This is a genomic window from Pseudoalteromonas distincta (assembly GCF_000814675.1).
Taxonomy (GTDB): Bacteria; Pseudomonadota; Gammaproteobacteria; order Enterobacterales; family Alteromonadaceae; genus Pseudoalteromonas; species Pseudoalteromonas distincta.
Genome location: NZ_JWIG01000011.1, coordinates 23951 through 44876, shown reverse-complemented (window position 1 = coordinate 44876; position 20926 = coordinate 23951). Strand labels below are relative to the sequence as shown.

The following is a 20926-nucleotide window of genomic DNA, read 5'->3' as shown; positions in this document are numbered from 1 at the left end:
TTTATGTTTAATTTATCAAGCAAACATGAAGAAGTTCAAACCAGTTTAAGTACCTTTGAAGAGCTTAAAAAGCTATTGCATGATGCCGTTATCGAAGAGTACGAACAAGAACCAACCGCACTTTTATCAAGTAATGTTCTCGAAAAAATCTCTGCACTGTGCAGTGAAATTCCACAATTTAATCAATCTTCATTTAACCAACATCAACAAGAGCAGGTTGTTCAGGCTGTATTTGATGAAATTCAAGGCCTAGGTCCTATTGCACAGTTTATGCTGGACGATCAGGTAAGTGATATTTTAATAAACGACACTCAAGATATTTGGATTGATAAACAAGGCAAACTACTTTGCACAGCCAGTAAGTTTGATGACGAACGCCATTTACGCCGATTTGTTGATCGCTTACTTGATGGCTGTGGCCGACAAGTCAATGCGCTTATGCCGATTGTTGATGGCAAACTAAAAGATGGTAGCCGAGTTCATATTATTGTACCGCCTGCGTGTACCAGCGCCGCGATTGTATCGATTCGTAAATTTAATCATAAAAAAATAAACGATGACTTTTTAGTTAATAACCATTTTTTAGATAAAAACATCTTATCATTTTTAAAAAGCGCAGTTAAAACAGGCGTTAATATTTTAGTGTGTGGCAATGCGGGGGCTGGTAAAACCTCATTATTAAACGTACTTGCTAACTCAATTAACCCAAATGAACGAGTTGTAACCATTGAAGAAAGTGCTGAGCTTAATTTGCATCACAACCACGTTGTGCAATTAGAAGCCCACGACACAAACAGCGATGGTAAAGGTGCAGTAAGCCTAAGAGATTTAGTAAAAGCAGCCCTAAGAATGCGCGCAGATAGAATACTTGTAGGTGAGGTACGCTCTGGCGAAGTAATCGATATGCTCCAAGCAATGAACTGTGGTCACCAAGGTTCGATGACGACCATACATGCTAACAGCGCAAATGATGCCGTTATTCGTTTATCTACTTTAGTGCAGTTACACAATGCACAACTGAGTGATACACATACAAGTTCGCTAATTGCGTCTAGTATTCAACTTATAGTGCATGTTTCTCGCTCAACTAATGGCACCCGAACTCTAAAAAGTATTGGTGAAATTAAGCGTGTTAATGGCGGCGCACATTTTAGCCCGCTTTATAGTATTAACGAAGCAGAGCCTGTTCAAAGTGAGCTAATAGATAACTCAAGTGTTATTGAGTTTATGAAAGGCCAAGGCGCAAATGCAAAAGAATTAAAAGCATTACTGCACAATAACCCGGAGGCTAACAATGACTAAACTTGATTATTTGTTAGCTATAGCGGCGGTTATTACTTTTGTACTTGCAGCTAGTGTGTTGGTTTCTTTGTATGCTAAAAATAAAAGTAACCAGAGCGCTAAAAAGGTAGATATTTTAGAAGAAAAAGACGTCCTTACTTTGTCACTACGAGTACTAGGCTTAAACATAAGTAACGCTTGGTTTATAAGCATGGCGTGCTCGCTCTCTAGTAGTTCATGGTTTTTAGCTAAATTATATTACCCTGAGGCATCAACCAGCGCATTTATTATTTCAATCGTGGTTTTTGTAACCTGTTTTATAACTGTGATTGACTTGGCTCATTATAAATTAGCAAAATTTGAGCATCATTTTTTAGAATTTATTGAAACCGTACAATCGTGTTTAAGTACGGGGCTGTCGCTACAACAATCAATGCAGTTTGCTGATGAACATGCTGACCCATATATAAAAAAACAAAGCTCTTTGCTATTACAACGCATGAGCATGGGTAGTGATGCCGAAACGTCGTTTGCTCCGTTAATTGAAAGATACAACTGCGAGACCGTAAGATTATTTGCTCATAGCATCATCACACATACACAAAGCCAGTGCGATTTAACTGACATGCTAAAAAGCGTATGCAACATGATGTCGCTTCGGACCCTCGACCGCCAACAGCTAAAAGCAAAGCTTTCGGGTACTAAGTACGCTGCTGTATTTAGTGGTTTTTTACCTTACGCACTAATTCCTTTATTTAGCTATACCGATCCAACCTGGTTTGAACCTTTATTAAACGATCCTAATGGGATTGCATTTATAACGGTTGCGCTTCTTTGTCAGCTATTTGGCTTTTTATGGCTACGCCTTAGCTTAAGGGTAACATTATGATTGATATACTTTTACTTATCGGACTTTTAGTAAGTATGGGCTCGTTTATCCATATTCATAGGCAATCTCTTAAAGTCGAATTAGATAAACCCGATACTAAAAACATTAATTGGTATCCGCTAATCATCATCTCTAAACGTCAATTAAGACAAGCAGGAATTCAAATTAATAAAATATTAATAAGCCTGTACTGCTTTAAAGTGGCTGCTACTTTTAGTGCATTTACAGTTATAGAACTAACAGGGTATGAGCTGAGCCAATCGATTAAATTATTACTGTGTTTTATGTGTTTTTTTGCACCCGAATGCTGGTTTTTATTACGTAAAAATCAACGTAAAACCTTTATAAATAATAGCTTAGAGTTTTTTTTACGGGTGTTACTGGTTTACATGCGCGCTGGATTTTCACTAGAGCGTTCATTTGCACTAGCAGTTGATCATGGATTAAGTCAAAAACACCCATTATACAAAGAGCTAAAGTTATTTTTATTCGAACTAAGCGCAGGTAAAGATCGTGAATTTGCATTTAATTCACTTTTTGAAAGAACCGGCGTATTAGGAATTAAAAAACTCGCAAACTTAATGTTAATAGGGTCAAAACTTGGTACGCCACTTATCCAAGCAGTAGAGGCTCAACTTGAAGGCCTAGCTTTAAAAAAGAACATTTTACTCGCTAAAAAGGTAAACAAAAAAGCGATGCACACAACCTTTCCCATTATCTTAATTTGTTTTCCGATGTTTTTGGTATTGGTGTTTTTTCCCGCAGCATTACAAGTAATGAACGTACTTAAAATGCTTGTAGAAGTGTTATAGGAGCCTGATATGAAAAAGCATTATCAACAAGGGTACATACTTACTATTGAGCTTATTTTAATTATAACTATTTTAATTATTGGCTCAATTGGTGGGGTGATTTTAGTAAGGGATGCCCTTATTAAGCGCCATCAAACTAAGGTCGATAATCAAATTACTGTAGTTGATGCTAACAATAGACCACTCGGTATTGCAGTAAGTTTTGATGAGCATCAAGCACCACTCATTTTTTATACAGACAGGGGAGCAAACAACACGTACAGGGCATTAATAGGCATAAGAGATGATAGGTTTACCTCGCGGGAAGCTGTTTATTACGATGCTCCAAATTGCCAAGGTAACCCGTGTTTAAAGGGCTTAAGCGACGAAGCAACAGACAGCCAAGGTGTGAGTAAACTAAATAATACCGGTAATGTAAGTTATATAAATGCGCTGCAGCAAGGTCCAAATTATGCAATAGGGCAGTTAGGTAACACCGTTATTGGTCAGTTATTAAGAAGTACGCCACAACAATGCCCTGCTAATAGTGAACAAATTCTATCTCGTTATGTATCGCAAAAAGTAGTAACAGGCTCACCTTGTGAAAGCTTTGAAATAGATAAGCAACCGGCCGACAGCAGTTGTTTAGTTGGAGTGACTGCTTTGGGTCGTCCGCTTGTAGGGACCGATGGTCGAGAGTTGGCGGTATCATGTGACACATGTCAAACAGGGTACGAATCGCAAGGCGACATACTTGATTTATACTTACCTGAAGTAGAATCTCTTTTAAAAGATGCACTTAAAGCACTTAAGTTCGTTGGAGTTGCAGTTGGAACAAACTTTGACATAGAGCTTGGCACAATCTGCTGCCCAGAAGGTACACGCTTAGAAGAAGATGAAAACATTGTAGAGACACTCGTCTTCACTATTTTACAAACTACATTTGAGCTCGCTGGTATCGATTTAGTAAATAACCTTATCATTAGTGAAACACTGAGCTTAATAGGGATTGAGCCAGGTATTACATATTGCAAAACATCACTTAATTTAGTTAATGCAGAACAAGTAATAAATATCACCACAGGCGAACCTGCACTTAGTAGCTTAACACCACCATTTAAAGTTTTACTGCCAGTACATAGCGGTCAAAACAGTACAACGTGGATACATACTCCCCCAAAAGGGGAAGGAGAACGTCAATGAACGCCTCAAATATATTTACCTCACATGCTAATTTAGCAGATACACCAACTGATGAAATATCAACAGAAATTAAAGAAACGCTAACGCTATTAAAACAGTTTTATGATGTTCCAATTGTTAAATTTATCGATTTTAGAGAGGTTTATTCAGACCAGTTAATAACCTGCAACGATATAGAAAGCGTCGAAAATGAGTTATTAAGCTATCAACAACGCTGCACACAAGAAAAACTATATTTATTTGAAGATACCTTTTTTGATGATGTATCAAACAACACGCACAAATTAATTCGTTTTTATGCACAATATCCAATTTATAGTGTCACTAATAAATTAATTGGCGTAGTGCTGATGGCTGATTTAGCACCTAAAACATTAATAGGTTCACAAAAAGATCAGTTTATTTCATTTGCTCAATTATTGCAGACACAGTTAAATAAAAATTCAGATTCAGTAAGTAATCAAATTACTAATCCTGTGAAAAAAAATTATGGGGAAAAGTATATTCATGTATTTAGTTTAGCGCCCGTCGCATTCTTAATTGCATTAGTATTATGCTCATTCACTGCATTACTGCTTTATACTATAGAAAAAAAGGAGCTGCAAAGTAATTACAATGAACAAACTCAGCAATTACGTAAAACGTTATTTAATGCTTTAGAGCGATTTGATAATCAAGGATTATATATATCGCAAAAAGATTTAGTTATCGCAGGCTTTTTACAAAGCCAAAATAGCTATACAAAAGAGCAGCTTAATGATTTAGTACAGAGTCAGGTTTCACAAAGCTTAACTTATAAAGGGTATGTTGTGTTTGATTCTGAGTATAACCAACTTGCACTTTGGTCAAAAAATAATTTTGATTTAGCCGCGTATGGATTTAAAAACTGGTTAGAAAAATTCAATAATAGAGCGAATAAACAAGCAGTAGAAGTATTTACTGTTGCAGATACAGCCTTTTTAATTTCTGAAATAAAAATTAAACAAGGCTCTATTTATACACTTACAGCATTTGATTTAAGTAAGTTTTTAAAAGCCGTTATTGGCAAATTAAACACTGAAAATTATAACGTTTTTATAGCAACACCACAGTTTACTTTAGGAAAACAAGGAGAAGTAAACCCTAGTATAATTAAAAATAGTATTAGCGCTTTAAGCAGTCGTTTTCCACCTACTTGGCGTTTACATGTGCAACCAATGAATAAAATAGTACGTCCACAAATAACTAAATATAGCCTAATTAGATTAGGACTGATCGCCTTTTGTGTATTCGCATTCGTGTACTATTTTTTACGTTTGCCTAGGCGTTTACACAATGAAATAAAACAAAAAAATCAGTTAATACTTAATAGGGAAGAGCTATTTTCAAGTTCTCTTGATGCATTGCCACATGGGTTTGCTATTTTTAATAGCCACGAATTTCCTGTGATTACTAACAATGCATTTAATCTTTTATTTGCACAGGTGAATAAACAAAACAGTCAGCTATCGTATAGCCAGCTGATAAGTATTGCGCAACAGCATAATATTATAAATCATTACCATGAGCATCATAAGCTTGATAATGATCGTAACCAATTAATAGATATAGGTTTTACAGACGGGAAGTGGATAACCGTATTACAAAGACATACAGATTTTAATGGTTTTGTTTGCTACTTTAGAGATGATACAGAGGCACATCAAAAAGAGTGTTTACTCGCTGATGTTCTCGAAAAATCAAAACAGACAAATCAATTAAAAGAAAAATTTGTTTCAAGGCTTAGCCGTCAGTTGAAAACGCCTTTATCATCTTTAAAGTCATTAATTGAAATATCTAAAGATCCTATAAGCTTTAACGAATTTAAAAACAATGTAGGGAATATTTCTGATGTGTGCGACCAGCTTGAAAGTGTTATTCAACAGCTAGTAAATATAAATAAATCAGAGATAGGTAAGTTAAAGCTTCAAGCCAAAAACGTAAATCTAAAGAAACTGATCAATAATAACATGTCAATTTTAACGAAAGAGGCTGAAAATAATAAAATAGTTTTGAAAAATAATATTACACCAGAGTTAACGGTAGCAAGCGATGAAAAGTTAATTTCTCAACTGGTTATTCAGTTAGTTACTGAGGTTTTGGATTCATCAAATAATACAACGCTTTCAATTGACGCTCAGATTAAAAAAGAAAGTACGCGTAATTACTTAAACCTCGACTTTTCATTAAGTAATTTAATCAACACTAACCATTTTATAACTGAACTTAAAAGCATTTCGGGTGATGATATAACGCGCTTTATAGATGATAAAGACTTATCATTAGAGTTAAAGTTTTTTATCTCGATATTTAAAATGCTTGGTGGGAAAGCGATAATTATTAGCAGTAGTGCCAATAAAACGACGATATCACTTTCTATGTTGGTAAACCTAGCGAGTAAACAAAACAAAGATGATGAACAAGAAGTATTAAACAGTCCATTAATAACTACCGATTTAGTTAATATTAATCCATTAACTAATGAAGAACAAAACACACTATTACTGGTTGATGACGATCCACTGGTTGAAATTGTTATTAGGGCAATGCTAAAAAATGAGAGCATTAAAATAGATTACGCGCGCAGTGCTATAGAAGCAATGTTGATGGTATCTCAAAACAGTTACGACATTATTTTAATGGACATAGTAATGCCAGAATTATCAGGAACTGATGCTATGTTAAAAATTAAAAAACACAGTGATAATTCTAAAACTAAAATAATTGCACATACATCGACACCCGATCCAGAATCTAAATATGTAAACCAGGGCTTTGATGACATGCTATTAAAACCTGTAAAACAAGGCATATTAATAAACCAAATAGCACGTATTTTAAAAAGGTAATCCGCTATACCAACCGCCTTACATAAGAGGTCTATTTAACGAGAAAGAATTAGCGCTACAACTTAGTAAGTTTTATATCTAATTTCTTTATTTGAAATTTTAACAACATTATAAAGTTATTTTACTCGTTAATTTGTTCAAAAAGTTATAGCGGTTGGTATTAAAAATTAGCAGTAATATATTACTGAAAAGTAATAAGGTGAAAAATGAATAACACTATTGGAAATACAGCGGAAGTTATCGGGTTTAATAAAGTAAAGCCTATAAATAAAACTACACGACTACTTTTAGTCGATGATGATTTACTAATAGAAATTGTAATAAGAAAAATGCTTAAAGAAGAAAACATATTAATAGATTTTGCATCCAGTGCAATAGAGGCGCTATTAATGGTTTCACAAAATATTTACGATATTATTTTAATGGACATAGTCATGCCACAGTTTACGGGCACCGACGCAATGCTAAAAATAAGAAAGCACGCTGATGCATCAGCAACGAAAATTATTGCGCATACATTTAGTGAAAACGAAAATAGTAATAATAAATATATAAAGCTGGGATTTAATGGTTTGTTATTAAAGCCAGTTAAGCAAAGTGTATTAATTGAAAATATTAGATCTTTCTTAAAGTGATTAATACCAATAGTAGGGCGGTTCGCTGTTTATTACTTACTAAAAACTATTTAATAAGAATAATTTCTTCAAATTATTAGCAACTTCGCTTTTGTAATTGTTGCATATATAAGAGTAAACGCTTCACACTTCATAAAGTGGTTTAACAATCACAATTATCAAACTCTATAATAATAAAAAAAAATAAACTTACTTTGCCTTAAGCCCAGGTATCACAAGGGTTTAACTTTTAAAACATTAAGATTTTTTAATAACTAAAAAATACTCATCTTGGGATGGAATTTGCTTTATAAGGCTATATTCCAATTTTATAGTTTACTAAACATTATAATTTTTAAAATTAACGAGGCACAAGCATGAGCAAAACACAGTACGTTACAGTAGAAGGTCATCAAATTGCTTATCAAGAAATGGGACAAGGTACACCTTTATTATTGATACACGGTATTCCGACAAATAAATTTTTATGGCGAAATGTGATGCCAAAACTTGCATCAAAATATCGGGTAATAGCACCAGATTTACTTAACTTTGGTGAATCAGATATGCCAAGTAACACTGATGTATCTATAAATGCGCAATGTAGAATAATGTGTAAGTTTATAGAAGAGCTCGGTATTTCTAAAGTTAATATTGCTGCACATGATATTGGTGGTGGTGTTGCTCAATTAATGGCTGTAAATCATCCAGATAAAGTAAACGGGTTGGTTTTACTTGATAGTGTATGTTTTGATTCTTGGCCAATACCAGAATTTGAACCTTTACTAGAACCAGGCATAGAAGAAAAAACATCTGTAGATGAATTTGTTGATACATTAAGAGATTTCATGCCCAAAGGTGTTTACTACTCGAACGTAATGACTGAAGAGTTGATGAAAATATACTTAACACCATGGAGTAATGAAAAAGGAAAAGCCGCTTTATTTAGTAACATGCGCAGACTCAATAAAGAATATACCGAAGCTATTACAGGCGATCTTAAAAGCTTACCTCATGAAACACTCATAATATGGGGTAAAGAAGACAAGTTTCAAAAGCCAAAGTATGCACCAATGTTAGAAGAAGCAATTCCAAATTCGTCATTGGTTTGGATAGATAAAGCCGCACATTGGGTTATTGATGAACATCCAGATAAAGTGTCTGAGCTTATTAATGAATTTATGAATGATAAAACATTCTAGTTAATTACTAGCCTTATTAAAAAGCTATTTATTTCAATACGTTAAGTTTTATTGAGTAAAGTAGCGAATAGGCAACCATTGTAATACCGCTTGATTATATTAATAACCAAGCGGTATTTTTATATGATTAAGTAACAAATAGCGAAAATAGGCAAAACATTAATTTTTAAAATAAGTAGGTTAATGCTTATTAAATAGTCAAAATATCGCGTTTATACGTTAATTAATGAAGGTGAGTAACTTAGTTATGTATTTATTTATGCTATTTAACATAATATAAATTATAGGTAGTTAATGTGTATATAGAAAGAGCGCTAAAATGCGCCCTTACTATGTCCAATACTAGACGGTATCGGACATTAAGTGTTTTTATTACAATAACTAGTATTACTAATACAGATACTTTATTTATCAATTTGTTTAATCAATACTAAGTAAACGCTCAGCTGTATATTCGTTAGTAATTAATCCACTGATCATGTTTGACCTTACTGCGCCCAAAATGGCTAACACTTTTTCTTCACCAGCAGCTATCGCATAAATCTGTTTGTTAGCATTTGTTTTTAATGGCGTACTTGCTACACGCTGATTAACTGTGCAATCTAAAAGCTTACCGTTTTTATCAAACACCCAACTAATCATTTCACCAACAGCACCCAGATCTTGTAACTCTTTAAGTTCTTGCGCATCAATAAAACCATCTATATGTAATGGCGACTTTTCACCTAAGCTACCAATACCCACAAATGTTACATCGGCATCTTTAGCGAGTTTTAAATTACCGGTAATATTTTGTTGTGCGTGTAACTGTTCTTTTTCTTCAATGCTTCTTGGTAAAACTGGCAATGGCATTGGATAATGTTTTGCATTGGTGTGCTCGGCCATTCTTACTACAACATCATAAGATGAAGCCGATCCATCCAAAGCCATATTACCTAGCATGGCTACAATTTTATGTTGCGGACAATCGACAGTTCTTAGCTCATCCACACATGAACGTAAAACTCGACCGGTTCCCATAGCAAGTACTTTGGGTTGTTCTGATTTTAGATGACGTTCTATTTCTGCCGCGCCAGCTTGAGCCAAACCTAATGTAGATGAAGGTTCAGATGGATCGCTCGGTACAACTTCACACGAATCTAACCCAAAACGGCTTTTTAATTTTTCAGCTAAATCCATACATTTGGCAATCGGGTGGTCAAGTCTAACTTTAATTAATCCTTGGCTCACAGATAATGCGACCATTCTTTGTGCAGATTGACGAGATATATTTAGTTTTTTAGCAATTTCATCTTGTGTGTTACCGCCAACATAATATAACCACCCTGCTCTGGCTGCATCATCTAGCTTTCTAATTTCTGTATTTGATAGCTTTACCACGTAAACCTCTTAAAATAGAAGGAAAACTAAGTCCTTATTTTTATTACATAATTTTAATTATATGTGCTGCTATATAAATTATTTTATTAATTTTGGAGTATCTATTTATCAATAACGTTTTTGTTATTTATAGTTGTAAATATACCATTCCTTAATAAAAAATACCTAGGTTTCATAGGATTATGTAATTAGAATTTAGTTAATAGCACCTTTATAAAGGTGCTATTTAAGGTAATTAAAGATTGGCTCTAGCGAATTGTTAAACCGTTATTATCAAACTTTAATACTTTATCAGCCGGTGCGCTTAGGTAAATACTGTCGCCATATTTTAACGGACAATCACCATCTGCTTTTACTGTTACGGTCCCTTTGCCTTCAATATTTATATGTAAAAAGCTCTCCGATCCTAAATGTTCAATTACACCTACAGTACCAGCCCACGTTCCTTGCTCAGTAGAGAGTGTTATATGCTCTGGTCGTATACCAATACAACTAACATTCGCATCTTCATTTTGTGGAGCATCTATAAAATTCATTTTTGGAGAGCCAATAAAACCAGCTACAAATTTGTTTACTGGGTTTTTATAAAGCTCTAAAGGTGTGCCTACCTGTTCAATAATACCGGCATTAAATACCGCGATTCTATCTGCCATTGTCATAGCTTCAACCTGATCGTGCGTAACATAAATCATTGTTGTAGCTAAACTTTTATGTAATTCAGATATTTCTAAACGCATATTTACACGTAGTGACGCATCAAGATTTGAAAGCGGTTCATCAAATAAAAATGCCGAAGGTTGACGTACAATTGCGCGCCCTATCGCTACACGCTGGCGCTGGCCGCCCGATAATTGCCCAGGCTTTCGGTCTAAATAATCCGTCAAATTAAGAATTTTAGCGGCGTTAGCAATTTTACTTTCGATTTCTGCAGGGCTAACTTTGGCTCTTTTTAAAGGAAAAGCAATATTATTACGCACGGTCATATGCGGATATAACGCATAGGACTGAAACACCATTGCTAAGCCTCTTTTTGCAGGCGGTGTTTTTGTAGCGTCAATGCCGTCAATTTCTATATTACCACTGGTGGTATCTTCAAGACCTGCGATCATACGAAGTAATGTAGATTTACCACAGCCTGATGGCCCAACAAATACGATAAACTCACCGTCTTTAATTTCTAAGTCGAGTGGTTTAATTACGTTAACTTCATCAAAGTTTTTAGTGACTTGTTTTAGTGTGATGCTGCCCATGTGTATTCTCCTATTTTACTGCGCCGAAACTTAATCCACGCACTAATTGTTTTTGACTAAACCAACCAAGTATTAAAATTGGCACAATGGCCATGGCAGATGCTGCCGATAACTTAGCGTAAAATAACCCCTCAGGGCTTGAGTAACTGGCAATAAATGCCGTTAAAGGTGCAGCATTCGCAGCGGTTAAAATAAGTGTCCAAAATGCTTCGTTCCACGACAAAATAACATTTAACAATAGCGTTGAGGCTATACCCGGTAAGGCTATTGGTAATAAAACATGGAATATTTCTTCACCAATAGTTGCGCCATCCATACGTGAAGCTTCAAGTATTTCGTTTGGTATTTCTCTAAAGTAGGTGTACAGCATCCATACCATTATTGGTAAGTTAATGAGTGTCATTACAATTACTAAACCTAATTTTGTATCGAGTAACGCAAAGTCACGAAACAATAAATAAATCGGAATAAGTACGCCTACTGGCGGTAACATTTTGGTAGAAAGCATCCACATTAATAAATGCTTAGTTTTTTTAGTTTGTACAAAAGCCATAGACCAAGCTGCAGGTACAGCAATTAATAAACCCAGCAAACTTGAACCTAGCGATATAACTACAGAGTTCCAAAAATGGTTAAAGTATGGCGAACGCGACAGTACATCTCGGTAATTTTCGAGCGTCCAATCAAACGCATATAAGCTTGGACTTGCTGAAATTGCTTCAGCTTCCGTTTTAAAGCTGGTGATTAACGTCCATAAAATTGGAAAGAAAATCATGCCGCTTATTGTCCATGCAGCAATGGTATAAATTAGTTTGGAACGACGGCTATTTTTTATAGTCATAATTAACCCTCCAAGTTTTTGCCAATTAAGCGCATTAAAAATATAGCGACTATATTTGCAATAATAACTGCAACTATGCCCCCTGCCGAACCACCGCCTACATCAAATTGAAGTAGTGATTGCGTGTAGATTAAGTACGTTATATTGGTCGACGAATAACCAGGACCACCGCTGGTTGTAACTAATATTTCAGCAAAGATTGACAGTAAAAATATAGTTTCGATTAAAATAACAGCGGTTACAGCGCGCGATAAGTGCGGCAAAACGATGTAAAAAAACTTACTAAATGGCCCAGCTCCGTCTAAATCAGCCGCTTCTAATTGTTCACGGTCTAATGATTGTATAGCAGTTAGTAGTATTAACGCTGCAAACGGTAACCACTGCCAAGACACAATTATGATGATTGAAAATAACGGCATTTGAGCAAAAAAGTCGATAGGTTCAAAGCCAAGCCAAATCGCGAAATGTGCAAATAAGCCATTAACTGGGTTCATTAGCATGTTTTTCCATACCAATGCCGACACAGTTGGCATTACAAAAAATGGGGCTAGTACCATAATGCGAACGTAATTTCGTCCCCATATTGCTTGGTCTAATAAAATAGCTAAGCCAATACCACCACATATAGTGATAAGTAAAACCCCAGTTACTAGGTAAAGCGTGTTAAAAAATGATTCAAAAAAAGCCGGATCAGTTAGGAAAAATTCATAGTTTAAAAAGCCTACAAACTCTTTATCCCCTGGAACGAGTAAGTTGTAATCAATAAATGAAAAATACAGTGTCATACACAGCGGAACTATCATCCAAGCAAGTAATAAAATTACACTAGGAAGAAGCATAAACCGAGCAAGCGTGCGCGAGTTAGTTGTTGCCATAAAGGTGACCTTAAAAAAGCCAATTCTATTTACTTGTTAACTATCAAGTGAAAATCAGAAACCCTTGATAGTGTTTATAACTAACAAGTAAATAGAATTGACATAAAATATTGGGTAAGTTTGAGTACTTACCCGCCCATTACATGCTATTTAGGATAGCGAGCTTTACGCATTGTTCGCTCAACGAGGTGCTGAGACGTACTGAGCGCTTGCTTAACGGTCATTTGGCCAGTTAATGCTGCTGAGAATTGTTGCCCAACAGCTGTACCAATTCCTTGAAACTCAGGAATAGCAACAAACTGAATACCTACATAAGGCACTGGTTTAACGGTTGGATTTTTAGGATCTGCAGATTGAATAGAATCTAAGGTAATTTGTGCAAACGGTGCTGCGTCCATGTACTTTTGATTACTGTAAAGTGATTTACGTGTACCTGGCGGTACTTTTGCCCAACCTTTTTTGTCGGCTACAAGTTGAGTGTATTCTTTAGATGTTGCCCAGCTAATAAATTTCATTGCGGCATCTGGTTTTTTGCTGCTTGCCGGTACGGCTAAAGTCCAAGACCATAACCAGTTACCGCGTTTACCTAGACCGTTATCTGGCGCAAGTGCAAACCCTACTTTATCGGCAACTTCTGAGTCTTTTTTGTTAGTAACAAATGCGCCTGCAACGGTTGCATCAATCCAAATACCACATTTTCCGGTTTGAAATAGTGCAAGATTTTCATTAAAACCGTTTGCAGATGAACCAGCAGGACCAGATTCTTTCATTACATCTACATAATACTGAAGGGTATTTTCCCACTCTGGGGTATTAAACTGAGGTTTCCAATTTTCATCAAACCAACGCGCACCAAACGAATTTGCCATGGATGTAATAAGCGCAACGTTTTCGCCCCAACCTGCTTTACCACGTAGACAAAGGCCATAAACACCTTCTTTTTTATCTGTCATCGCTTTAGCAGCTTTGCGTATAAAGTCCCATGTTGGGGCTTTAGGCATTGTCAGCCCTGCTTTTTCCATTAAGTCAGTGCGGTACATAACCATTGAGCTTTCGCCATAAAATGGCGCAGCATAAAGTTTGTCATTAATCGTTAAACCGCTTCGAATTGCCGGAATTAAATCGTCTAAATCGTAGTTTTCACCTAAATTATCCAGCTCTTTTAGCCAATTTTGCTTGCCCCAAATTGGTACTTCATAAGTACCTATGGTCATAACATCGTATTGGCCGCCTTTTGTTGCAACATCGGTAGTGACACGTTGGCGAAGAATATTTTCCTCTAGAGTGACCCATTTTAGATCTATATCAGGGTTTTGGCTGGTAAAGTCACTGCTTAATTCTTTCATGGTGATCATGTCACCATTGTTAACAGTCGCTATTGTAATTGTTTCTTTTGCCGCAGCGCCCATGCTTATAAAGCCACACGCGAGCATAATTAATTTATTTTTCATCGGGTATTCCCCATACACGTTATGTTTTAACAAGTGCTATTAAATTTCAATCTATTACCAATTCTATTTATGGCAGTTTTAACGCATAAAACTGCCCGCAAAGTGCCTTTTTAGGTCCTTTGTATAAATAGTTAGACTAGTTGGATAATGATTTAAAATTTAACAGATATTTCAGAAGTGAAGCCGTCAAATCCTTTACCGATTTGGCCGCCCGAATTAACCCCTTCTTCTTGGTTAACATACTCAACTTTTAAAAGCGTTTTATCGTTAAACCAGTAACCTGCGGCTACTTGAATACGCTCTACTGTGTTGTCTGTTTGTTCAATTAAGTCGGAAGTGTTTTCGGCTTCTGCATAACGAGCCGCTACATATAGCTTTTTAGGAATAATATATTGTTGTGCTTCAAACACGAAGTACTCAACCGATGAGTCGCCTTCTATTACACTGTTTGAATCAAAAGTAGTGCCATTTTCATCTGCTATACCGTTTGTACCAAAGTAGGTAATACCGGCAACTGCATTACCAGCGGCATCTGCGAATGTGTAGTCATCAGATGATTTACCAACCATAAAAATTAAGCTAGTTTCGTCAGATGGTTGATAAGCTAAGTTAAGCTGGATGATTGATTGCTCAAGCCCTGGCATTGCGCCAACGTGAGTGTCACGCTCGTTTGAAGGTGACGCCGAGAAATTATAGTTTTCACCATCGCCAAAGCGATAGTTCGTTGTGGTTACACCATCAAGACTTGCTACGCCATTTTCTAAACGTAGCTGGTCGCCTTGATTGGCTTTTAATAAGTTTAAACCTGCTTTAAAGCCACCTTCAAATTCTAGAGTACCTTGAAGTCGGTAGTTGTAACCTCTATCTTCTTGAAAGGCTTCACCGAAACTTGAAGTCGTAATGTGACCTGTAACATTATAAGCACGTACTACACCACTATCGAAAGTTTCGCTGTAACTTAGCTGTGCACCGTTTTCTGCGGTTGCGTAATCGGTAATACCATTACCAATAAGTGCATTACTTTGGTTATCTGCGCCGTCTTGAAAGCCTTTAAATTGAAAAGGTGATCCACCAATGTTACCTAAACGCAGTGTTAAATTTGCGTTTTCTTTTGGTGTGCCATAAAGGCCTAGTAAGTCAAATTCAACACCTGCAAAATCGTTGTGAAATGAGAAGTCACGATCTTCGCCACCAAAGTCATTAGGCTCTTCTGCAATATCTATATCGGCAGTAATGAACTCGTTAATATGAAATTTAAGCATTAGATTTGCTCTAATACGGCCAAAACCTGATTCTTGTTCTTCATCTTCTGGACGAAATGCGCCGTCTTTAGCCTGAATTGACTGAAAGTTTTGCATTAGTAAAAAGTCTACGTCAACGCGATCTAAATATTCAGAAATATCAGCCTGTGCTGGAGCCGATGTAGCCATAGCTGCCGCTATGAGAGAAATTGCAAATTTAGTCTTTTTATTATTCAACATAATAAGCTCTTTATTTAGTGTGGTGTGTGATGCCAACTTTATTAAATTGCATTTTCATTTAATGAAATTGGTATTAATTCAGTGTGTATAGATGAGGCTGGCTGAGCAAAACATTAAATGGTTAATGAAATTGCACTTGTGAGCATAAGCCCATCTGCTGAGCATAATCACAGAATGAATTTAGAAGGTCAACGATTTTTTATTACAAAACGTTTACAAAAAATCGAATTTATATGTAAATATTTTTGAATCAATAAGTTAAGTAGCAAATTTGTTACATCAAATTTTGATGGAATGTTGTATTGGATTAAGGGATTTCTTATGAATACGTCATTATTGTTCAATACAATTAATAAAAATATAAGTTAGTAGAAGACATAAAAGCAGGTAATCCTTTAAAAATAGGCTGTTTGGCAACCTATAAACAGTTTATTTATTAGTGTTTTTTAAGTAACGTTCTTGAGCTTATGATGGGGTTAGCTTAGTATTAAAGCACTTAGATGTATTCAAAATAGAAGTAACCTACATATGGAATTTGTTCGCCCGCTAGAGCCCATCCTCATTATTGATGACGTTAAGGAAATTCGTGATTATCTAAACCAAATTTTAACGGACTTAGGGTTTGAAGATATATTAGAAAGTGCTGATTTTAGCTCTGCCAAACCTATTATGGACAATAAACCGCCAGGCGTTATATTTGTAGATGTAGATTTACCGGACTCTAACGGTGCAGAGATATTGGAATACATTAATAGTGCTTACCCGCACACTCATGTTGTTATGTGTTCGGGCCACAATAGTCTCGAAAACGTACAAAACACGTGGGAAATGGGCGCTAAAGGTTTTATTGCAAAACCTTTCAATACAAAAAAAGTAGACACTGTAATGAAGCGTCTTGAAATAATAGAATGATAGAAAGGTTAGCATGCATAGTACTGTTACTGCGATTATAGAAGATCTTTCGAGTGTTATATTTGGTAAACAACAACAAATAAAACTGGCACTTACATGCTTATTTAGCGAAGGGCATTTACTCATTGAAGATTTGCCTGGCATGGGAAAAACCACTCTTTCTCATGCATTGTCAGCTGTGTTAGGTTTATCGTATCAGCGTATACAATTTACCAGTGATCTTCTGCCTGCCGATATTTTGGGTACTAATGTATTTAATTCTACCGAGCACAGTTTTACGTTTCATAAAGGCCCTATTTTTAGCCAAGTTGTTTTAGCTGATGAAATAAACCGCGCAGGGCCCAAAACACAAAGTGCGTTGCTTGAAGCAATGGAAGAGCAACAAGTAACAGTTGATGGAAAAAAATATACGCTGCCAAATCCATTTTTTGTGATTGCAACACAAAACCCGCTTTACCAATCAGGTACCTATCCGTTACCTGAGTCGCAATTAGACCGTTTTTTAATGCGTATTAGCTTAGGTTTTCCACCTAAAGAAGCCGAAAAACGCTTAATTTTGAATATGCAAAAACGAGATTACAGCCAATTACCTAAGCGTATTAACCAACAAGAGTTAGCGGCAATTCAAACCCAGATAAGCCAAATTACTTTAAGTAGCCCGGTTATTGACTACATTATAGAGCTTGTTAATTACACACGCACAAGCAACGCTTTTGCATCATCGTTATCACCTCGTGCTAGTATGGCTCTGGCTAAAGCGGCTAGGTCGTGGGCCTTTATTGATGGTCGTGATTTTGTAATGCCAGAAGATGTCCAAGCTGTATTTGCAAGTGTGTGTCAGCATCGATTAGGTTTGCATAACGAGTCAGGTGAAGCGCAAGTAAATGATATTTTAAAAAACGTTTTAGTCCCGGTATAAATTTTTATGCCAAAAAAAACAGCTAAGCGCCCTTCTTTATTTAAGTCATTTAAGCAAAGTGTATTTAATAAGTTATTAAAAAATAAACATTTAAAAAACTCAATTACACTTGAACACAGAACAATTTATGTATTGCCATCATCCCTCGGTTGGTACTTTGTAATTGTTGCTATTTTAAACTTTGTAATGGGCATTAATTATCAAAATAATTTAATTTTAATAATGTCTTATCTTATGTTTGTGGTAATGATTATTGCTGTATTAATGGGCTACAGTAACGCTAAAGGCTTAACAGTTAAATTTAAAGATGCATTTAACAGCTACGCTCCTCAAAAACCGAGTATTATATTTGAATTACAAAGCCCTTCTGTTACCCAATCTATTAATTTAACATATCAAGATAGTGAGCAAACTCACAAACATACCGGCCAAGTTGATAGTAAACCTCAGTTACTTACACTCAACTTACCCTACAGCTCACGCGGTAAGTACTCAGCGCAACGTATTAAAATAGCGAGTAACTATCCCTTTGGTTTGATGACTGTTTGGAGCTACATTCAATTACAAGAAGATATATTTGTATACCCGTCGCTTGAACAAGTACACAGTGATGCGCATGTTTCTATGCTTGATGAGCAAGCCGATAAAGGTATTTCTACACAATCTGGTAGCGAAGAGTTTGAGTCTCTTATCCCACATTTACCTGAAATGGGGTTGCAAAGAGTGTCGTGGAAGCATTACGCAAAAACTCAGCAGTTGTTAGTAAAAGAGTTTGTAGACTTTAAAATAGCAAATGCGCTCTTCGATTTTACGTTAATGAATGGAGATACAGAACAGCGCTTAAGCCAGTTATGCTTTTTAGTGTGTGAAGCAACCGAGAAAAACACCCCTTTTATGTTAAAGCTACCGAATAAAACAATAAATACAAATACCGGACAGCATCATAAGCAGCAATGCTTAGAATTATTATGCTCATTTAATGGTGATGTGTAATGGACATACTTAAAAACGAAAAAGTAATAAATTATTCGCTGTCTTTTATATATGCATGTTTGATTGTATTTTTTGTATCACATTTACCGCTTGTTTTTGTTGGTGTACTTACACTTATTTGTGCATGGAACTTTTACATAACGCTAAGTAATAAACCAAAGCCAAATGCTTGGCTGGCAAATATACTCGCAGGTGTGTCACTAGGTTTAATGCTCTACACAGTAGGCATGTCGGATACGGTTATTTTATTTGTGGCCATGCTGCTACTTGCTAGTTTATTTAAGCTGCTACAGGCTAAAACCAAAAAACACTATCATGTAATTACAACGCTTACGTTTTTTTCACTCTCATCTGTGTATTTATTTAACCAAAGCATTTTAACGACTTTAACTGTTAGTAGTTTATACATATTAAACTTTGCAGTACTTGGCCTACTCGAGTCCAAACATAATTTAAAAATAGCCTCTAAGCAAAGTGGTAAATTGCTACTTTTAGCGCTTCCTTTAGCTATATTTTTACTGCTTTTTTTACCAAAAATGCCCGCCTTTTGGCAGCTTCCTGGGCCTAAGCTTGCTAAAACAGGGCTTTCTGAACAGGTCGATCCATTCGATATTGCAAAGCTGTCAAACTCTGACGAGCTTGTATTTAGAGCTAAATTTAACGAAGAAAAACCTGTAGCGCCTTATTATTGGCGAGCAATAGTTCATGATGAATTTAATGGTAATGCGTGGCTTACGTCTGACTTTTTAAAATATAATAATGTAAAAACAAATACGCAGAGCGAAAATGATGAGCAACTTATTGCAAGCTACTCAGTTATTACAGAGCCTGCTATACAAAAGTGGCTCTATGGTTTAGCGTATTCCAGTAGTAACTCACCAAATGTTGAAGGTAATTCGCTAGGTTTATTGCGTAAAAAAAGTCGCCAAGCTAAAAGCTTACAATACGATGTAAATAGCTTTAACTTCACAACTTTACCGCTTGGCGAATTTGAAGAAAAACGCTACAAATACCTCGCTTATAAAAAGAATGTAAAAACATCATTACTTGCTAAAAACTTAAAGCAAAATACACACTCTGACCGCGATTTTTACAATAGCTTATTACAGTACTTTGCAGGTACGGGATTTACTTACACGTTAACACCCACGCCTATGAGCGGTGATAATACAATTGACCAATTTTTATTTGAAAACCAACGTGGCTTTTGTGGCCACTATGCCAGTGCCGCCGCGTACATTTTTAGAACCGCAGGTATACCCGCTCGACTAGTAAGTGGCTATTTAGGCGGTGAATTAAACCAAGATAATAATACGCTCACTGTTCGCCAGTACGACGCACATGCTTGGGTAGAAGTATATTTACAAAACGAAGGTTGGGTTATTTTTGATGCAACCGCTGTTGTCGCACCAGAGCGTTTAAATGGCTCACTTTCGCAAAACGAAGAGCTGAATGACGAATTTAAAAGTAATCTTGATTTTGGTTTAGTGAGTTTAAGTAATTTCCCGGCTATTAATTGGTTAAGGTTGGAACTTGAAAACCTCGATTATCAATGGTCTAGCTGGGTACTTGGTTTTGACGAAGAAAAACAAAATGATTTTTTAAAATCAATTTTTGGTAGTAAAAATATTTGGCTTGTACCATTAATGGTTTTACTAACAGCTGGTTTTTGTTTTATAGGTTATTTTATTTATTTAAACTTACCAAAACGCCCAGCTAAATTAGCGCCTATGGTTAAAGAGTTTTATGAAGTAAAAGCATGGGCTAAAAAACAAAAAATAAATATACCCGATAATTTAACACCGAGTCAGCAGTTAGACTTTTTTGCTGATCAACTTCCTCGTTCTGCACAATCTATAAACACTTTTAGGCAGTTATTTAACCAAGTACGCTATGGTAAAAAACCTTTTACGAAAGAGCGTAAAACTCAGGCTAAAGATCTGATAAAATTAATTAAAATTTCCAAATAGAGAATAC

17 protein-coding genes are annotated in these 20926 nt (G+C 35.8%); 11 read left to right on the top strand and 6 right to left on the bottom strand.

The window, feature by feature from the left end; translation table 11 throughout:
- The first annotated feature begins 3 nt into the window (after positions 1-3).
- The 7 genes from QT16_RS08140 to QT16_RS08110 all read left to right on the top strand — a co-directional run bounded on the left by QT16_RS08140 (position 4) and on the right by QT16_RS08110 (position 8847).
- Positions 4-1302 (top strand): TadA family conjugal transfer-associated ATPase, encoded by a 1299-nt coding sequence (locus tag QT16_RS08140; protein ID WP_039487860.1) that lies wholly within the window; start codon positions 4-6, stop codon positions 1300-1302.
- Positions 1295-2170: a type II secretion system F family protein gene (locus tag QT16_RS08135; protein WP_002960861.1), complete on the top strand. Its 876-nt coding sequence runs from the start codon at positions 1295-1297 to the stop codon at positions 2168-2170. The genes QT16_RS08140 and QT16_RS08135 overlap by 8 nt, the downstream gene beginning before the upstream one ends.
- Positions 2167-2982, top strand: coding sequence for a type II secretion system F family protein (locus tag QT16_RS08130; RefSeq protein WP_039487858.1), 816 nt, complete (start codon positions 2167-2169; stop codon positions 2980-2982). The genes QT16_RS08135 and QT16_RS08130 overlap by 4 nt, the downstream gene beginning before the upstream one ends.
- 9 nt (positions 2983-2991) lie before the next feature.
- Entirely contained in the window at positions 2992-4164 is a 1173-nt protein-coding gene (locus tag QT16_RS08125) for a hypothetical protein (protein ID WP_039487856.1), read from the top strand.
- Positions 4161-7031, top strand: a complete 2871-nt coding sequence (locus tag QT16_RS08120; RefSeq protein WP_039487854.1) for an ATP-binding response regulator — start codon at positions 4161-4163, stop codon at positions 7029-7031. Before QT16_RS08125 ends, QT16_RS08120 begins: the two co-directional genes overlap by 4 nt.
- 206 nt (positions 7032-7237) lie before the next feature.
- On the top strand, positions 7238-7666 hold the full coding sequence (locus QT16_RS08115; protein WP_002960870.1) for a response regulator: 429 nt from the start codon (positions 7238-7240) through the stop codon (positions 7664-7666).
- A 356-nt stretch (positions 7667-8022) separates the two neighbouring features.
- Positions 8023-8847, top strand: coding sequence for an alpha/beta fold hydrolase (locus QT16_RS08110; RefSeq protein WP_039487852.1), 825 nt, complete (start codon positions 8023-8025; stop codon positions 8845-8847).
- Between the two features lie 420 nt (positions 8848-9267).
- Here QT16_RS08110 and QT16_RS08105 read toward each other — a convergent pair whose 3' ends face one another.
- From QT16_RS08105 to QT16_RS08080, 6 genes are all read right to left on the bottom strand, one after another.
- The gene (locus QT16_RS08105) at positions 9268-10227 is read right to left on the bottom strand and encodes a sugar-binding transcriptional regulator (protein WP_039487850.1); all 960 of its coding nucleotides are present in this window, start codon (positions 10225-10227) and stop codon (positions 9268-9270) included.
- Positions 10228-10475: 248 nt separating this feature from the next.
- Positions 10476-11477 carry an ABC transporter ATP-binding protein gene (locus tag QT16_RS08100; RefSeq protein WP_007377154.1) on the bottom strand — a complete coding sequence of 334 codons (1002 nt, stop codon included), beginning with the start codon at positions 11475-11477 and terminating at the stop codon, positions 10476-10478.
- A gap of 10 nt (positions 11478-11487) precedes the next feature.
- Positions 11488-12318 carry a carbohydrate ABC transporter permease gene (locus QT16_RS08095; protein ID WP_039487848.1) on the bottom strand — a complete coding sequence of 277 codons (831 nt, stop codon included), beginning with the start codon at positions 12316-12318 and terminating at the stop codon, positions 11488-11490.
- 2 nt (positions 12319-12320) lie between these two features.
- Complete coding sequence (locus QT16_RS08090) at positions 12321-13193, bottom strand: carbohydrate ABC transporter permease (RefSeq protein WP_002960879.1); 873 nt, start codon at positions 13191-13193, stop codon at positions 12321-12323.
- Between the two features lie 146 nt (positions 13194-13339).
- A complete protein-coding gene (locus tag QT16_RS08085; protein WP_007377152.1) occupies positions 13340-14644 on the bottom strand; it encodes an ABC transporter substrate-binding protein in 1305 nt (434 codons plus the stop codon).
- A 152-nt stretch (positions 14645-14796) separates the two neighbouring features.
- Positions 14797-16125, bottom strand: a complete 1329-nt coding sequence (locus QT16_RS08080) for a hypothetical protein (RefSeq protein ID WP_039487844.1) — start codon at positions 16123-16125, stop codon at positions 14797-14799.
- 528 nt (positions 16126-16653) lie between these two features.
- On the opposite strand from QT16_RS08080, the gene QT16_RS08075 reads away from it, so the two are divergent.
- The 4 genes from QT16_RS08075 to QT16_RS08060 are packed head-to-tail and all read left to right on the top strand — an operon-like array spanning position 16654 to position 20919.
- Complete coding sequence (locus QT16_RS08075; RefSeq protein WP_002960883.1) at positions 16654-17037, top strand: response regulator; 384 nt, start codon at positions 16654-16656, stop codon at positions 17035-17037.
- A 13-nt stretch (positions 17038-17050) separates the two neighbouring features.
- Complete coding sequence (locus QT16_RS08070; RefSeq protein WP_002960884.1) at positions 17051-17956, top strand: AAA family ATPase; 906 nt, start codon at positions 17051-17053, stop codon at positions 17954-17956.
- A 6-nt stretch (positions 17957-17962) separates the two neighbouring features.
- Positions 17963-18949 carry a DUF58 domain-containing protein gene (locus QT16_RS08065; protein WP_039487842.1) on the top strand — a complete coding sequence of 329 codons (987 nt, stop codon included), beginning with the start codon at positions 17963-17965 and terminating at the stop codon, positions 18947-18949.
- Positions 18949-20919 (top strand): transglutaminase TgpA family protein, encoded by a 1971-nt coding sequence (locus QT16_RS08060; protein ID WP_039487840.1) that lies wholly within the window; start codon positions 18949-18951, stop codon positions 20917-20919. The genes QT16_RS08065 and QT16_RS08060 overlap by 1 nt, the downstream gene beginning before the upstream one ends.
- Positions 20920-20926 lie beyond the last annotated feature (7 nt).

What these genes read in the sequence shown, in the direction of transcription:
- QT16_RS08095 (WP_039487848.1), bottom strand. Translation starts at nt 12,318, where the DNA reads ATGACTATAAAAAATAGCCGTCGTTCCAAACTAATTTATACCATTGCT.
- QT16_RS08140 (WP_039487860.1), top strand. Translation starts at nt 4, where the DNA reads ATGTTTAATTTATCAAGCAAACATGAAGAAGTTCAAACCAGTTTAAGT.
- QT16_RS08060 (WP_039487840.1), top strand. Translation starts at nt 18,949, where the DNA reads ATGGACATACTTAAAAACGAAAAAGTAATAAATTATTCGCTGTCTTTT.
- QT16_RS08115 (WP_002960870.1), top strand. Translation starts at nt 7,238, where the DNA reads ATGAATAACACTATTGGAAATACAGCGGAAGTTATCGGGTTTAATAAA.
- QT16_RS08130 (WP_039487858.1), top strand. Translation starts at nt 2,167, where the DNA reads ATGATTGATATACTTTTACTTATCGGACTTTTAGTAAGTATGGGCTCG.
- QT16_RS08090 (WP_002960879.1), bottom strand. Translation starts at nt 13,193, where the DNA reads ATGGCAACAACTAACTCGCGCACGCTTGCTCGGTTTATGCTTCTTCCT.
- QT16_RS08070 (WP_002960884.1), top strand. Translation starts at nt 17,051, where the DNA reads ATGCATAGTACTGTTACTGCGATTATAGAAGATCTTTCGAGTGTTATA.
- QT16_RS08110 (WP_039487852.1), top strand. Translation starts at nt 8,023, where the DNA reads ATGAGCAAAACACAGTACGTTACAGTAGAAGGTCATCAAATTGCTTAT.
- QT16_RS08080 (WP_039487844.1), bottom strand. Translation starts at nt 16,125, where the DNA reads ATGTTGAATAATAAAAAGACTAAATTTGCAATTTCTCTCATAGCGGCA.
- QT16_RS08125 (WP_039487856.1), top strand. Translation starts at nt 2,992, where the DNA reads ATGAAAAAGCATTATCAACAAGGGTACATACTTACTATTGAGCTTATT.
- QT16_RS08085 (WP_007377152.1), bottom strand. Translation starts at nt 14,644, where the DNA reads ATGAAAAATAAATTAATTATGCTCGCGTGTGGCTTTATAAGCATGGGC.
- QT16_RS08120 (WP_039487854.1), top strand. Translation starts at nt 4,161, where the DNA reads ATGAACGCCTCAAATATATTTACCTCACATGCTAATTTAGCAGATACA.
- QT16_RS08065 (WP_039487842.1), top strand. Translation starts at nt 17,963, where the DNA reads ATGCCAAAAAAAACAGCTAAGCGCCCTTCTTTATTTAAGTCATTTAAG.
- QT16_RS08075 (WP_002960883.1), top strand. Translation starts at nt 16,654, where the DNA reads ATGGAATTTGTTCGCCCGCTAGAGCCCATCCTCATTATTGATGACGTT.
- QT16_RS08135 (WP_002960861.1), top strand. Translation starts at nt 1,295, where the DNA reads ATGACTAAACTTGATTATTTGTTAGCTATAGCGGCGGTTATTACTTTT.
- QT16_RS08100 (WP_007377154.1), bottom strand. Translation starts at nt 11,477, where the DNA reads ATGGGCAGCATCACACTAAAACAAGTCACTAAAAACTTTGATGAAGTT.